We start from the raw sequence: 14,352 nt of genomic DNA on the forward strand, positions 1-14,352 counted from the left end.
GTCGCTTTTTTATTTCTATTTTTCTTCCTTTGTTTTGAAGAGTTTTCGTGCCTGTAAAAGTGTTTGCCCAGTTGCAGCTTTATAGGCACGCGCCAATGCAGATTGATCAGAATAATCCAGCTGTTGAGCAATTTCAGTCAGGCTAAGTCCCTGCTGTAATAGCGTCTCACAGCGTTTCATTCGCTCCTGTTCCAGCAACTTTTTAAAGGAACTGCCCTGCTCGCTTAAATAACGCTGCAAACTCCGTGATGACATCCATAGCTGCTGTGCCAGTTGCTCAATTTTAATTGCTTGATATTCAGTACGTAGCTGATCAGCAATAATTTTTCGTGCCTGCTGTAATATTGATTCATTTGAAGACTTGGTAGCAATGGCTTCTTCAGCCTGGCGGACGAGCAGCTGTAACAGCATCGGATCAGCCTGTTCTGACCTGAATTGTAAATCTTGTAAGTCCAGCTCAAAACTATAATAGGCCTGAGAAAAACGCACGTCCACGCCAAAGAATTTCTGATAATGCCGTTGCGCCATCAACGGTGCATGAGCTAACCGAACACAACGTAGTACCAGCGGATGATCCTGTAAAATATAACGACCCAGTTGCACCATCGCTGCAATCGTTAACTCATTCAGCAACTGATATTTCTCATGCAGAAAATCCCAGTACAGTTCAATACTTTGTTCATGCTGTTTTATCTGCAGAGGGACAAACTCACTACCATCCACTACTAGCCGTTGAAAACGCATGATATAACCGATCATCTCGGAAATACTGCTACTTTTCGAGGCCATATAACCCAATACCCCAAAATGCTCTGGACGAATAGACTGGACAATTTCAAAAATTAATTGCGGGCAATGCAGATACGTTTGGGTCCTTTCAATAACTGTGTTTAATAACTCAAGAGGAACTTCAGTATCAAAAGGCTGGTCAATTAAATGGCGCAGTGGAGTATTTAGATCTTCAAGAAAATCAGCCTGCAGGGGTTCTATATTCAGGCTGCGCAGATGCGTAGCCCACAGTTGAATATAACCATTTGATATTCTTATGTCCTGCATGTGTAATTCTCGATGAGTGCAGCAATTTGACAAGTTTTATTTTCATTTGGCGTAAAATGTATAAAAATTGGCAATAACTGTCAAAACAATTTGTGTAATGGTCGACATACTGTCAGCATCGACATCAACAAGAATGACAAAAGATGAATGCACCATTAAAAACAACTGTACAGCCGGTGGTTCGCACCAATCTTGACTTTAGACTTGATGAAATTCCTCGCTTCTGGTTTGGCGGTGATCCTTTCCTGACCCGTATGTTTGACGCCTTGAGCCTGACTTTCCCGGATGGTGAACGCTACTTCATTCAAAGCGTACGCCTGTTCCGCGACAAAATTACCGATCCTGATCTGCAAAAACGTGTAGCTGACTTTATCCGTCAGGAAGCACAACACGGTATTGCGCATGAAAAGATGAACCAGATCATGAAACAGCAAGGTATGCCGGTAGATCAATTCATTCAGCGTTTAAACAGAATTTTTAAATTCGAACTGGAAAAACGCTCACCTCAATACAACATTGCCATGACCGCTGCGGCTGAGCATATGACTGCGCTGATGGCCGAAACCTTCTATGCTTATAAAGACACCTTGAAAGAAGCGCATCCTTATGTGCGAGCTCTATTTGCCTGGCATGCAATCGAGGAAATGGAACATCGTGATGTTGCGTTTGATGTAATGAAACAAGTAGGTGATGTACCAGAAAATCTACGAAAGTTCACCTTAGCATGGACCAGTATATTGATGATCGGCTTTACCATTTATCGGGCCAATGTGATGTTAAAGCATGACGGCTTTACGCCACGCCAACGTCTGCAGATGAATATTCGCGGCCTGCCATGGTTCTTTGGCAGAAAAGGCAAGCTGACCCGTATGGGCAAACAGTATCGTGACTGGTTTAAAAAGGATTTCCATCCTAGCCAGCATCCCGTGATTGCTCAATACGATGTCTGGGTAAAAACACTGAGTGAAACCGATGATCCAATTCAGGCGGGTGAAGCATTCTGGCGAGCAGCTAAAGACTAAAAAATAAAAATAATAAAAAAAAAGCCTTTAACTAAAGGCTTTTTTCTTGCTGATGATTACCATTTGGCATAATGCTGTTCAAGCAAAGCATATTCATCTAGCAATACATATTCCTGATCATCCTGCTGAATGGTCCCGGATACTCGTGCCTGCCATTGGCTAAACTGGCTACCGACCAGACGCAGATTCAGATTTTCATAACGGCGCCAGCCCGTAGTTACACGCAAATTCAGCTTCTCATCCAGTGAGTGTATACTCCACTGATTTTCTGACTCCTGCTGAAACAGCACGTCGGTCAAGGCATAAATCTTGCCGTTGACCCATAAACAGTTTTCATTGCCAAAGCTTTCATTCACGCCTGATGCAAGATTAATTCCAATCCGGTTCTGCCTAGTATCCCAGAAATTACAGGATAACCAGAACCATGCTGTTTCGGGGCGCAGAAAACCACAGGTATCATCCAGTGAAGCAAAGGTACGTTCATTAAACTGGATGGTCTGCCCTTGTTTGTTAACAAAATGTCCTTCACAGCCCAAAGTCGTTAATTTCTGGGTATAAGTCCAGCCATTAATACCTGTTGGACTACACATACTGAGTGGATCTGTTCCGGCACAGAAAATCCGGGCACTCAGCTTTATATCTCCATATTTGGTCACAGTGATATAACGCACACCATTGGCATGCTGAATTTCAATCTGGTATGGAGATTTATGAAAATAACTATGATTAAACAGCGGCTGTTCATCTAAAACAGTGTGACGTGACAGAAAATTGATCGCATTCCATTCCCGCACTTCATTGGTCTGATGATCATATATATAGAAGAAACCATGCCCTGCCCAGGCAATATCAGCGATCGCCACGCCAATACTGTAGTGTTCATGCTGAATGCTACAGAATTTGAATTTTTTGTATTTAAGATGCTTACGCCAGCCGGCAACAATCTGGTCATAAGGAGTTTTGTACTGGTAAGCGTTGTAATCAATACTTTTGGGAATTTCTTTGAAACGTCCGTAACGGGGTTGTCCATTTGCCTGAATTAAATCCATATAAGGCATTCCATCTAAGTCGGAGAGTTTATACAGCCGTGTTCAATATTATGCTAATTCCTTAGTCTTGATAAGGAAATTTTTCTACCGTTTATCGCCAAATTACTAGCAAGAATTTGATTTCATTTGAATCTTATTCTTTTTCGGAGGATCCAAAATTTTAGTTATCTGTATAAGAGACATTTTTTGCGACATGGATGTCGGTCATTGAGCAGCATTATCAGGATGTAATGTCTGCTGATTAAAAAGCCTTTGGTTACTTTGGGCTTTTCCAAAGTACTATCTACCTGAAGAAAAGTTTTTGAAGCATGTTTCTCACACACCCATTTTCATTATAAGTCTGCATATTGATTCTTTAGTAAATCCTTACTTTTGTTTTGGCATAAGAAACAAAACTATTTTGTAATGACTGCAAGTATATCCCTATACCTCAGCCTTACGGCAACATCTATATTGTCTAACCGATCTGCTCATACGTAAGCATTAAAAAGAAGGCGGTAACTCTCAATCCTTGCCTCCCTCTCCTTTTACAAAGAAGGAGGATTTTTATTGCATAAAAAAATCGCACTCAATTGCTTGAATACGATTTTTAAATCCTCCCAACCCTCCTTTTTCAAAGGAGGGTTATTCCCTCTTTCGTAAAGAGGGTTAGGGAGATTATTTACATCTCAACCATTTCCACGCCATCAATACCTGCAACGGTCATCAAGTCTTTATCACCACGACCTGAAACAGTGGCAATGATGATCTGGTCTTTAGACATCGTTGGAGCAAGTTTGGTTACGTATGCCATCGCATGTGAGCTTTCTAGCGCAGGAATAATACCTTCGATCTTGGTAAGATCACGGAAACCTTGTAATGCTTCTTCATCATTGATCGGTACGTATTTCACGCGATCCATATCTTTCAGGAAGCTGTGTTCCGGTCCAACACCCGGATAATCCAGACCCGCAGAAATCGAATGCGTTTCGATAATCTGACCTTGTTCGTCAGACATCAGATAAGTACGGTTACCGTGTAGCACACCGACATGACCAGCATTCAATGGTGCAGAATGCTTACCACTTTCGATACCATGACCTGCTGCTTCAACGCCATACATTTTCACATCTTGATCATTCAGGAATGGATAGAACAAACCCATCGCATTTGAACCGCCACCGACACAAGCAACCAGAGCATCCGGAAGACGACCCGCCTGTTCCAGAATCTGACGGCGTGCTTCACGACCAATAATCGATTGGAAATCACGAACCAGTTGCGGATACGGGTGTGGGCCTGCTACCGTCCCGATTGCATAATATGTAGTATCAACATTTGTCACCCAATCGCGCATTGCTTCGTTCATGGCATCTTTCAAAGTTTTAGAGCCACTTTCTACTGCAACAACTTTTGCACCCAACAAACGCATACGATACACGTTCATGGCCTGACGTTTTACATCATCTGCGCCCATATATACAACACATTCAAGACCCAAACGTGCTGCGATGGTTGCTGTTGCAACGCCATGCTGACCTGCACCAGTTTCCGCAATAATACGTTTTTTACCAGACAGTTTTGCCAGCAGCGCCTGACCAATCGTGTTATTTACTTTATGCGAACCTGTATGGTTCAAGTCTTCACGTTTCAAGTAAATTTGCGCACCACCCAACTCTTTCGACCATCGTTCAGCATGATAAAGCGGACTTGGACGACCTACGTAGTAAGCGAGGTCACGGTCGAATTCTGCCAAAAACTGTTCGTCATTTTTCATACGGAAATACAGCTTCTCCAAGTCTTCCAGAGCTGCCATAAGAGTTTCTGACACAAAACGCCCGCCATGAATACCGAAATGCCCTTTTGCATCAGGGAATTGGGTATAGTCAATCACATTATTTTGCTGATCCACGTAGGACTCCTTGCATAAAGCGTTCGATGAGTTGTTGGTCTTTAATACCTTTTGCGGACTCGACACCGCCGCTCACATCCACCGCATACGCATGTGTGGTGAGAATTGCCTGTTCGATATTGTCAGGATTTAATCCCCCTGCCAAGATCAAAGGAATATTGAGTTTAGGGAAAGTGGTCCAGTCAAAACTATGCCCAGTTCCACCTTTTAAATCTGGATGCCATGCGTCTAACAATACTGCACTTGCGCCTGCATCCTGATATTTTTGAATTTCAGCTACTACATCCAGACCGGGTTTGACCTGAATGGCTTTGTACCAACGGCGTCCAACCTGTCTGGCAATCGACTGACACTGCTCTGGTGTTTCATCACCATGAAATTGCAGGATATCCAGCGGCACAGTTTTTAAAATAGTCTGAATTTCATCGGCACTGCTATTTACGAATAATCCCACTGCCTGTACATAGGCAGGAACTGTCTGAATCAGTATTTCAGCCTGCGCTAAAGTCACACTACGCGGACTCGGCGGATAAAATACAAATCCAATCGCATCACAGCCTGCATTGACTACAGCATGTACATCTTCAACTCGGGTAATTCCACAAATTTTGGCACGGGTTCGCATATTGATTTGGCTCGAAAATTTCCTCAATGTCATAGCCGATCTATAAAATTGAGCAAATCATTGTAAAGCAATTTTTATAGCTTGCGTAAAGTTCGATCTGATATTTATTTATTCAGATTGTTTAAATGACATGCTCGACTTATACTGCGCTCAACTTGCAACAAGTCAAAGCTTTCTGCTTTAGGGAAGCTGGTGTAAATCCAGCACTGCCCCCGCAACGGTAAAAAATGAAACGTCAATCAGTTTAAACCTCAGGTTTACACCACTGCATACAACGATATAGAGATGTGGGAAGGTGGATTGGCAGCATGGCAACGGCCCTGCACATTTAAGTCCGGAAACCTGCTTGTTGTGTTCTATAACTCAATCATTCACGGGGAAGTGAATGTAGGGAGCTTTAACATGTCACTTCATTGTCAACCTACTGCCTTGGTAGGTTCGATCGCACTTGCGTTGGGTTTCACATCTTCTATTCATGCTGCTGAACAAAATATTGCTAGAGCATCTTTAAATACGATTGTAGTGACCGCTACGCGTTCTGAAGAAAAGATAGAAAATGTACCTGCGCGGATTTCAGTGATTGATGAAAAAACCATTCAACGATCTCCTATTGCAGATTTAGGTTCTCTACTGAATAGAGAAGCATCTATTAACATTGTGCAATCAGGTGGTATTGGTCAAACGACATCTGCGTTCCTTCGTGGTACAGATTCAAAGCACCTTCTATTTTTAAAAGATGGCGTCAGTTTAAATACCGCTCTAGATGGTGGCTCTAATATTCCTTATATAGATTTAAGCGATATTGAACGTATTGAAGTCTTAAGAGGTCCTGCATCCGTTCAGTATGGTACAGATGCGATTGGTGGTGTCATCAATGTGATTTCGGCTACACCTAAGAAAACAGGTATCTCATTGACCAATGAGATAGGTGAAAATCATACCTATAAATCTATTGTTGGCGCAGATTTTGTAGATCAGTCAGGTTTATACGCTCAAATTAAAGCTCAGCGCCTTGAAAGCGGTGGAACTCCCGTTACAAATAAAGCAAAAGAAGATGCAGGATACGATCAAAAAGGTTACAGCGCAAAATTGGGTCTCGACCAAGAGAAATACAGCGCCAGCCTAAGTTTTAGTAAAAATGAGGGAACCAATGTCTATTATGGTGGTTCTCAAGACTTTCTTAACCAAGTTCTTATCGCAAAAGCAAGTACAACGCTTACAGAAAACCTTGCACTAAATGCGCAATATGCGAATTTCAAAGATGAATTACTTGGATCTAGAAGCAGCTATATGTTCAATACTGAACGTGATGAAGCTGATCTTAACCTTAATTTGAAGATTTCAGAAAGTCAAAAATTCATCTTAGGTGCAGCATTAAATCAAGCCCATATCGAGAGCTATGCTATTCAAGGAGAAAAGCAAGATTTAGATAGTATCGGATACTATGTTCAACATAATTACGATTCCAATCAGCTACATACCCAAGCAGGTTTACGCTTAGAAGATCATGACCAATTTGGTAGCCATGTAGTCGGTCAAATTGCAGGTCGATATAACCTTACTGATACAACGAGTATTTACAGCAATATCGGTACAGGCTTTAAAGCGCCAACTGGGAATCAATTATTCTATTCTGATAGTAGTGAGTGGAAAGGAACTACGTACATCACTAATGGTAATCCCAATTTAAAACCCGAAGAAAGTATTTCTTACGAAATCGGGATAGATCAAATATTAACGGATCATTTCAGTACATCTTTATCCTTATATCAAACTAAAGTTAAAAACCTAATTTCGCCTGATTATAGTTGGGACGATCTGACAAATACGTCAACAACAGACTTCATTAACACAGCCAAAGCAAAAATGACTGGTGGTGAATTCGGTCTAAAATGGCAAAAAGATGATTTATTTATGAGTACTGAATACGCTTATGTCAAAACTCAAGATGAACAAACAGGTTTAGAACTTATTCGTCGTCCCCGCCAATCGCTTTCAACAACGATTGGATTAGAAAATAATGTATATGGTTTGAGTGCGACATTAACTGCGAAATCCACATCTAAAATTTCTGCTTCAAAAAACTCGAAAGAACTGCCTGGCTATGCCACGGTTGATCTGAATGCGTATTGGAATCTCAATCCGCATCTTAAAGTCTTTACCAATATTCAGAATATCGGTGACAACAAGTTTAAGACTGCATCTTATGGTGGCGATGAATTCTATATCAACGGTGGCCGTCTCGCTTCTGCAGGTATCACCTTTAAATACTAAGCTCTAAACAGCAAAAAAACTTTAAAACAGCGCAGTTTATGGATAATGTTATGACCGACATTATCCTTTTTTATTATCTTCATTAAAAATTCAAGGAACACATATGGGTCACCGTTTAACTAAAATTTACACGCGCACAGGCGACTCAGGCACCACAGGTCTGGGTGATGGTTCACGTGTTGCTAAGGATGATTTACGTATCACCGCTTTGGGTGATGTCGATGAACTCAACGCAACCATTGGTGTATTACGCTCACAGATCAGCATAAGTCCAATTGAAGATAAAGCGACTTGGGACAAATCACTTAGCCTAATCCAGCACTGGTTGTTTGATTTGGGTGGTGAGGTCTGTATTCCCGGTTTTAACTTGGTTCAACCGGTATCTATTGATTTTTTAGAAAATGATATTGACCGCATGAATGAAGCCTTGCCAATGCTGAAAGACTTTATTTTGCCGGCTGGTTCATTGTCTTGTAGCTATGCCCATCAGGCGCGTGCTGTTTGCCGTAGAGCTGAGCGCAGTGTCATGTCTGTACACAGCCGTGACCAGAATATTCAGGCAACCTCACTTCAACTACTTAACCGCCTATCAGACTGGTTATTTGTAGCTTCACGTACTTTACAACGTGCTGAAGGCGGTTCTGAAGTACTATGGCAGAAAAATATCAATGAAACTATTGATCAATAAAACCGCTAAAACTTATTAAACTCCACAGAAAAATCTGCGTCGACGATCTTTGCAATAAAGTTCCAATGGCGCAGAATATCGTCATTGTTCCGTCATAATTATTCGACATCATGTATTTATCTTTATTTTTTCAGGTTATCGCAACATGCGTATAATCGGCCATCGTGGTGCGCGTGGGGAAGCACCAGAAAACACCCTCGGTGGATTTCAATATATTCAGGAAATCGGGATTCGCGCGGTTGAGTTTGACGTACGTCAACTTAAAGACAATGCCTTGATTATTATGCATGATGATGATTTTGTACGTACCACAGGCCAGCAAAAGCATCTCTATGAATGCAGCCGTGAAGAACTGTCTCCATATAATCATGCCGTACAATGGTCTGAATGGAATCAGGTTGAACCAACTCCCCTTTTAAATCAGACTTTAAATGTCATTCAAAATTTTGATCATATCGAAGTCGAAATCAAAGAAGTGGCTTCCGAAGCTGCCGCAGAACAAATCACCCTGGAATTACAACAACAACTCCAGGGCTTTGAACATTCAGCTATTATCACCAGTTTTGATGCCAAAATTCATGCTGCACTACAACAACAAAAATCACAGTTTAAGCGTGGTTTATTGATTGAAACCGATGTGAAGCATAAAGCCATAGATCAGGCACTTGAACTGGGTTGTTGTCAGATTGGCTGGATGAATGAATTGGCCAACAAAGAAATGATTAAGGCAACTCAAACTGCCCAACTGAATATCAGTGTATGGACAGTTAACGATATTGAGCGTGCCAAAGAATTACGTGATTTAGGTGTACAAGGTTTAATCACTGATTATCCTAGACTTATGCTGCAGCAACTCTAAAGATAATAAATTTTTTGTTTTCTCCACCTCTTAGATTTAAGAGGTTTTCTTTTAATTCTCAGATAGTGAAAAGCTAAGTAAACGTATTGCTATACATCTGTATCTAATCTTATTAACAGTGTACTCATTATGGAGAGCTTCCATGAAAGTACGGACCTAATGGTCATGACTGATGATACATTTTTAGAACGATTTATTTCGACCTTATATTTATATGACTAAAACTGATACACGCATGAACTAAATAGAAATTTTCTGCTTCGTAACAGGTCAAATTCTTAATTTTGATGGTTAAAAACTGCACCTTATTACAGCTTAAAAATGTCACATTTCGTTTTAATTATTCTGTTACTCATAAGTACAATACACCTGTGCAATAAAGCTAGTGCCACCCTATTGCCCATGTTAATATGCATAAGTTCAATCCCCTATAAATCATAGAGGATTTGGCCTTTTAGATATACCTTCCTAGGTTCAGAGACATCTTCTTCCTAGGTTCCAGGAGTGCTGTTGGAGATGAATGCTCCCCTACCTCAAGCCCCAATTAACTGGGTCGCTGTATTTGCTTTGGTTGCATTGCCAATCGTAGCTGTCATTGCGATCCCGTTGTATGCGTATCACCATGATTTCAGTCTTGCTGCCTGGATCAGTATGTTTGTTTTACTTGGCGTTAGTAGTCTTGGTATTACAGCGGGTTACCATCGTCTTTGGGCACATCGTGCTTATGAAGCGACTTTACCACTAAAAATCATTTTGATGATCATGGGTACATTTGCTGTACAAAATAGTATTTTATACTGGGGCTCAGGTCACCGTACCCATCACCGCCATGTCGATGATGTCGAAAAAGATCCATACTCGATCAACAATGGTTTCTGGTATGCGCACCTGGGCTGGATGCTTCGTGATTATCCGGCAGCAGAACCGAACTACAAAAATGCACCTGACCTGCAGAATGACAAAGTCGTAATGTTCCAGCACAAGTACTATGTACCGCTGGTGATTGCTGTGCATGCTGCGATTCTGCTTCCTATTGGCTGGGCAGTAGGCGATGTCTGGGGTGTATTGTTACTCGGTGGTCTAGTTCGTCTGATTCTGAGCCATCACGTGACTTTCTTCATTAACTCATTGTGTCACATGTGGGGTTCACGTCCATATACCGATGAAAATACAGCACGTGATAACTTCTGGTTAGCAATTGCCACCTGGGGTGAGGGTTATCATAATTACCATCACATTTTCCAGTACGATTACCGTAATGGGGTGAAATGGTGGCAGTATGATCCAACAAAATGGTTGATCTGGACCTGCTCTAAACTGGGTCTGGCAAAAAACCTACGCCGTATTCCAAGCTTTAACATCAAGAAAGCTGAGCTGGCAATGAAGTTTAAATATGCCGAGCAAGATCTTGCCGTGTATGGTCATGATGTTAATGAAGACATTGCCAATGTCAAAAGCAAGATTGCTCTTGAATATGATGCTTTCACACAAACCCTGAATGACTGGGCTAAGCTAAAAGAAAAAGAAATTCAAGTGAAAAAGGCAGCAGTTGCTGAAAGAATCCATCAGATGGATGACAAGTTGAAGATGGAATTCCAGCTGGTGGAGCAACGCCTGTCTCATCACCGTGAAACTCTGAATTTACTGGTTCGTAACCTGAAAAAAACGCCAGTATCTGAATAATTTAGATCCTGTACAAATGCTCCGAATTCGGGGCATTTTTTATTTATAGCTGGTCAAAAATGATCAACAGTTTTCGTTATCATTCTTTGTTATAGTGAACTAAACATACGTTAAATCTGATTGCTATGCACTTTAATGCCCGTTATAACACGCTCTCTTCCCGCCTCTATCATCATCAACAACCGGTTCCATTAAAAGGACCTAAAGCAGGTCATTTCAATGAGGCTTTGGCTGATCAGCTGCAGTGGTCGGAACAGGACAAAGCTGAATGGATGGAAATTTGTAGTGGTCAGAAAACTTTTGCTGAATTTGAACCCCTCGCAATGGTATATGCCGGGCATCAGTTCGGCCAATGGGCGGGACAGCTCGGTGATGGACGCGGTCTATTGATTGCACAAATTCTAGATAAAAATAATCAGACTATTGACCTACATTTAAAAGGTGCTGGATCTACACCATATTCCCGCATGGGCGATGGTCGTGCTGTATTACGTTCAGTTATTCGTGAATATCTTGCAGGCCATGCCCTAAACTGTTTAGGTATTGCTTCCAGTAATGCTGTTGGTTTTACCTCCTCTGCTCAAGGGATTCAGCGTGAAAAACTTGAACCTGGCGCGATGATGCTACGGACTTCCGAGTGTCATATTCGTTTTGGTCATTTTGAATGGATTAATCAGTATCAACCTGATCTTTTAAGTGAATTTGCCCAAAAATGTATTGAGTGGCATTATCCAGAATGTCTTGAAGCAGAGCAGCCGATTCTGGCATTTGCAACAAAAGTCATTCAACGTACGGCTGTGATGATTGCGAAGTGGCAACTGGTCGGCTTTGCTCATGGCGTCATGAATACCGACAACCTGAATATCACCGGCTCTACACTGGACTTTGGTCCTTATGGATTTATGGAGCGTTTCCGCCCGAACTGGATCAATAACCACTCGGATTATCAAGGGCGTTATACCTATCAACAGCAACCAAGTATTGCCCACTGGAATTTATGGCAATGGCTGAATAATCTTGTACCACTCTGCCCTACTGACTATGACAGGGAACAATGGAAGCAGGATTTAGCAGCTTGTTTAGAGCATTACGAGCCGACTTTCCTTGAGCACTATAAACTCGGTCTAAATCAAAAAATGGGCTTACCAGGTTTTCACAAAGACAGTTTTGATTGTGCCATGGCATTCCTGCGTATCTTGCAATCTGAGCAATTGGACTACACGCAAGGCTTTATCCGTTTGCAGAATAAAGAGTATGACGTCATTAAGGATGATTGCTTAGACCGTCGTGCTTTTGAAAGTTTCTTGAGCCAGTATAAAACTATTCGCGAGTTTCAAGATACCACTGAGCTGGATACGCAAATGACTAAAGCCAATCCACATTATATTTTGCGTAATCATATGGCCCAGAAAGCCATCGAGCTTGCTGAAGCAGATGACTTCTCAGAAGTAGATCGCCTGTTCAAGTTACTTGGCCAGCCATTTACCAAGCAATCAGAACTCGAACAGCCTGAAGATTTAGGCCCTTTACCAAGTGATGTCCCAGAAGTCATGGTGAGTTGTTCATCTTAATTTATTCACAACTTTCCACTAAGCTGTGGATAATATTTAAATTATCCACAGCTTTTCTTTAAATTATTCAAAGCTTATGACCTTGCACCCAATAGCATCTGAAAATCACACTCTCTCCATGAGGTCAGTTGTACCCAATCGTTCAGTGAGAGCAGTGATGTATACAGTTAAGCTGAAAATTGAATATAGAAAAATACTACGAGATATTTACCCTTATATCCGCACCGGTTAGCATATGAATAAAAAACATTAAATTATAGGATTGGAAGAGCCAAATCTCGATGCCTCTCCAATCAAAGAGTTGATAAAAAACTCTTATCAACAGATGGCTTTCAATTTATCTCGAGTGAAACAGAAAGATATTGAACTATTGAAGCAGATCAAATTATCCACCTTCTAAAAAATTATTTATTATCTCTTATATTATTATTTCTATTTTATTAATTATTTAAATTTATAACTGAGCTTATTATTTTAATAAAATAATTAACAGACTTAACCTAGTAAATTTAAATATATAGTTAGACATCTCAGAATATATACACAACTCCTATTTTTCTTCTCTCTATATTTTTTATGCGTAAAATAATGAGATTGAATTGTCGTTCTCTGTAATTAAAAAATACAGATTAACAACTAACTCTTCATTTTCTAATAATAAAAATAAAAACTGGTATTACTATTTTTAAATTCAGTCACATAATATCCCTTCTGTATTTAACTTTTAGCTCCTACCTTAGTACAGGCAAATTAACCTTTGCTGAAAAAAATAATTTAAAGGAAGGAAAACATGGCAACTCAAGATAATGATAACGATACTTCAAATCGCGGATTTGCAAGTATGGACTCCGAAAGACAACGAGAAATAGCAAGTCAAGGCGGTCGAGCTGCCCATGCCAGTGGAAATGCTCACGAATTTAGCTCTGAAGAAGCCAGAGAAGCAGGACGTGCGGCTCATCGAAGCGGTAATGCACATGAATTTACCTCAGAAGAAGCCCGTGAAGCTGGTAGCCGTAGTCATTCAGGACGCCGCAGCAGCTATGATGACGATGATGACGATCGAGGTCGTGGCCGCAGCCATGATGACGATGATGATGACAATCGTGGTCGCTCAAGTGGTCGTGGCCGCAGCCGTGATGACGACGATGATGATGACGATCGTGGCCACTCAAATGGTCGAGGCCGTAGTCGTAACCGTGATGACGATGATGATGACGATCGCGGTCGTTCCAGCAGTCGAGGCCGTGGTCGTAACCATGATGACGATGATGATGACGATCGCGGTCGTTCCAGCGATCGCGGTCGTGGCCGCAGCCATGATGACGATGATGATGACAATCGCGGTCGTTCCAGCGGTCGAGGTCGTGGCCGCAGCCATGATGACGATGATGATGACAATCGTGGTCGCTCAAGTGGTCGTGGCCGTAGCCGTGATGACGACGAAGATGACGATCGCGGTCGTTCCAGCGGTCGAGGTCGTGGTCGTAACCGTGATGACGACGATCGCGGTCGTTCCAGCAGTCGAGGTCGTGGCCGTAGCCGTGATGACGATGATGATGACGATCGCGGTCGTTCCAGCAGTCGAGGTCGTGGACGCAGCCGTGATGACGACGATGATAATGACGATCGTGGCC

At 41.7% G+C, this 14,352-nt stretch carries 11 protein-coding genes and 1 riboswitch; of the genes, 7 read left to right on the top strand and 4 right to left on the bottom strand.

The annotated features are described in order from the left end of the window. Nucleotides 1-15: 15 nt before the first annotated feature. Complete coding sequence (locus tag F899_RS12940) at nt 16-1,056, bottom strand: helix-turn-helix domain-containing protein (RefSeq protein ID WP_005223174.1); 1,041 nt, start codon at nt 1,054-1,056, stop codon at nt 16-18. A gap of 143 nt (nt 1,057-1,199) precedes the next feature. Here F899_RS12940 and F899_RS12945 point away from each other — a divergent pair, with 143 nt between their 5' ends. Then, entirely contained in the window at nt 1,200-2,078 is an 879-nt protein-coding gene (locus F899_RS12945) for a metal-dependent hydrolase (protein WP_005223175.1), read from the top strand. A 56-nt stretch (nt 2,079-2,134) separates the two neighbouring features. Here F899_RS12945 and F899_RS12950 read toward each other — a convergent pair whose 3' ends face one another. From F899_RS12950 to F899_RS12960, 3 genes are all read right to left on the bottom strand, one after another. Beyond that, on the bottom strand, nt 2,135-3,127 hold the full coding sequence (locus F899_RS12950; protein WP_005223177.1) for a DUF2804 domain-containing protein: 993 nt from the start codon (nt 3,125-3,127) through the stop codon (nt 2,135-2,137). 661 nt (nt 3,128-3,788) lie between these two features. Further along, entirely contained in the window at nt 3,789-5,018 is a 1,230-nt protein-coding gene (trpB, locus tag F899_RS12955; protein WP_004816119.1) for a tryptophan synthase subunit beta, read from the bottom strand. After that, nucleotides 5,002-5,643 carry a phosphoribosylanthranilate isomerase gene (locus F899_RS12960; protein WP_004816116.1) on the bottom strand — a complete coding sequence of 214 codons (642 nt, stop codon included), beginning with the start codon at nt 5,641-5,643 and terminating at the stop codon, nt 5,002-5,004. The genes trpB and F899_RS12960 overlap by 17 nt, the downstream gene beginning before the upstream one ends. Before the next feature lie 145 nt (nt 5,644-5,788). Further along, nucleotides 5,789-6,008, top strand: a riboswitch (cobalamin riboswitch). A 37-nt stretch (nt 6,009-6,045) separates the two neighbouring features. Here F899_RS12960 and F899_RS12965 point away from each other — a divergent pair. The 6 genes from F899_RS12965 to F899_RS15950 form a co-directional block, all read left to right on the top strand. Then, the gene (locus F899_RS12965) at nt 6,046-7,917 is read left to right on the top strand and encodes a TonB-dependent receptor plug domain-containing protein (RefSeq protein ID WP_005223185.1); all 1,872 of its coding nucleotides are present in this window, start codon (nt 6,046-6,048) and stop codon (nt 7,915-7,917) included. A gap of 103 nt (nt 7,918-8,020) precedes the next feature. Then, entirely contained in the window at nt 8,021-8,605 is a 585-nt protein-coding gene (locus F899_RS12970; protein ID WP_005223187.1) for a cob(I)yrinic acid a,c-diamide adenosyltransferase, read from the top strand. A 145-nt stretch (nt 8,606-8,750) separates the two neighbouring features. After that, nucleotides 8,751-9,464 (top strand): glycerophosphodiester phosphodiesterase, encoded by a 714-nt coding sequence (locus F899_RS12975; protein ID WP_005223189.1) that lies wholly within the window; start codon nt 8,751-8,753, stop codon nt 9,462-9,464. 516 nt (nt 9,465-9,980) lie between these two features. Next, entirely contained in the window at nt 9,981-11,147 is a 1,167-nt protein-coding gene (locus F899_RS12980; RefSeq protein WP_004816108.1) for an acyl-CoA desaturase, read from the top strand. Between the two features lie 125 nt (nt 11,148-11,272). Continuing rightward, nucleotides 11,273-12,718, top strand: a complete 1,446-nt coding sequence (locus tag F899_RS12985; RefSeq protein WP_004816105.1) for a protein adenylyltransferase SelO — start codon at nt 11,273-11,275, stop codon at nt 12,716-12,718. Nucleotides 12,719-13,508: 790 nt separating this feature from the next. Next, nucleotides 13,509-14,352, top strand: an 844-nt coding sequence (locus F899_RS15950) for a KGG domain-containing protein (RefSeq protein ID WP_005223192.1), incomplete at its 3' end; no start/stop codon positions are given.

It is taken from the genome of Acinetobacter sp. CIP 101934 (assembly GCF_000369585.1).
Lineage (GTDB): Bacteria > Pseudomonadota > Gammaproteobacteria > Pseudomonadales > Moraxellaceae > Acinetobacter > Acinetobacter schindleri.

Excerpts from the sequence above, each read along its gene's own strand:
- F899_RS12940 (WP_005223174.1), bottom strand. The coding sequence starts at position 1,056 with ATGCAGGACATAAGAATATCAAATGGTTATATTCAACTGTGGGCTACG.
- F899_RS12945 (WP_005223175.1), top strand. The coding sequence starts at position 1,200 with ATGAATGCACCATTAAAAACAACTGTACAGCCGGTGGTTCGCACCAAT.
- F899_RS12950 (WP_005223177.1), bottom strand. The coding sequence starts at position 3,127 with ATGGATTTAATTCAGGCAAATGGACAACCCCGTTACGGACGTTTCAAA.
- F899_RS12960 (WP_004816116.1), bottom strand. The coding sequence starts at position 5,643 with ATGCGAACCCGTGCCAAAATTTGTGGAATTACCCGAGTTGAAGATGTA.
- F899_RS12965 (WP_005223185.1), top strand. The coding sequence starts at position 6,046 with ATGTCACTTCATTGTCAACCTACTGCCTTGGTAGGTTCGATCGCACTT.
- F899_RS12970 (WP_005223187.1), top strand. The coding sequence starts at position 8,021 with ATGGGTCACCGTTTAACTAAAATTTACACGCGCACAGGCGACTCAGGC.
- F899_RS12975 (WP_005223189.1), top strand. The coding sequence starts at position 8,751 with ATGCGTATAATCGGCCATCGTGGTGCGCGTGGGGAAGCACCAGAAAAC.
- F899_RS12980 (WP_004816108.1), top strand. The coding sequence starts at position 9,981 with ATGAATGCTCCCCTACCTCAAGCCCCAATTAACTGGGTCGCTGTATTT.
- F899_RS12985 (WP_004816105.1), top strand. The coding sequence starts at position 11,273 with ATGCACTTTAATGCCCGTTATAACACGCTCTCTTCCCGCCTCTATCAT.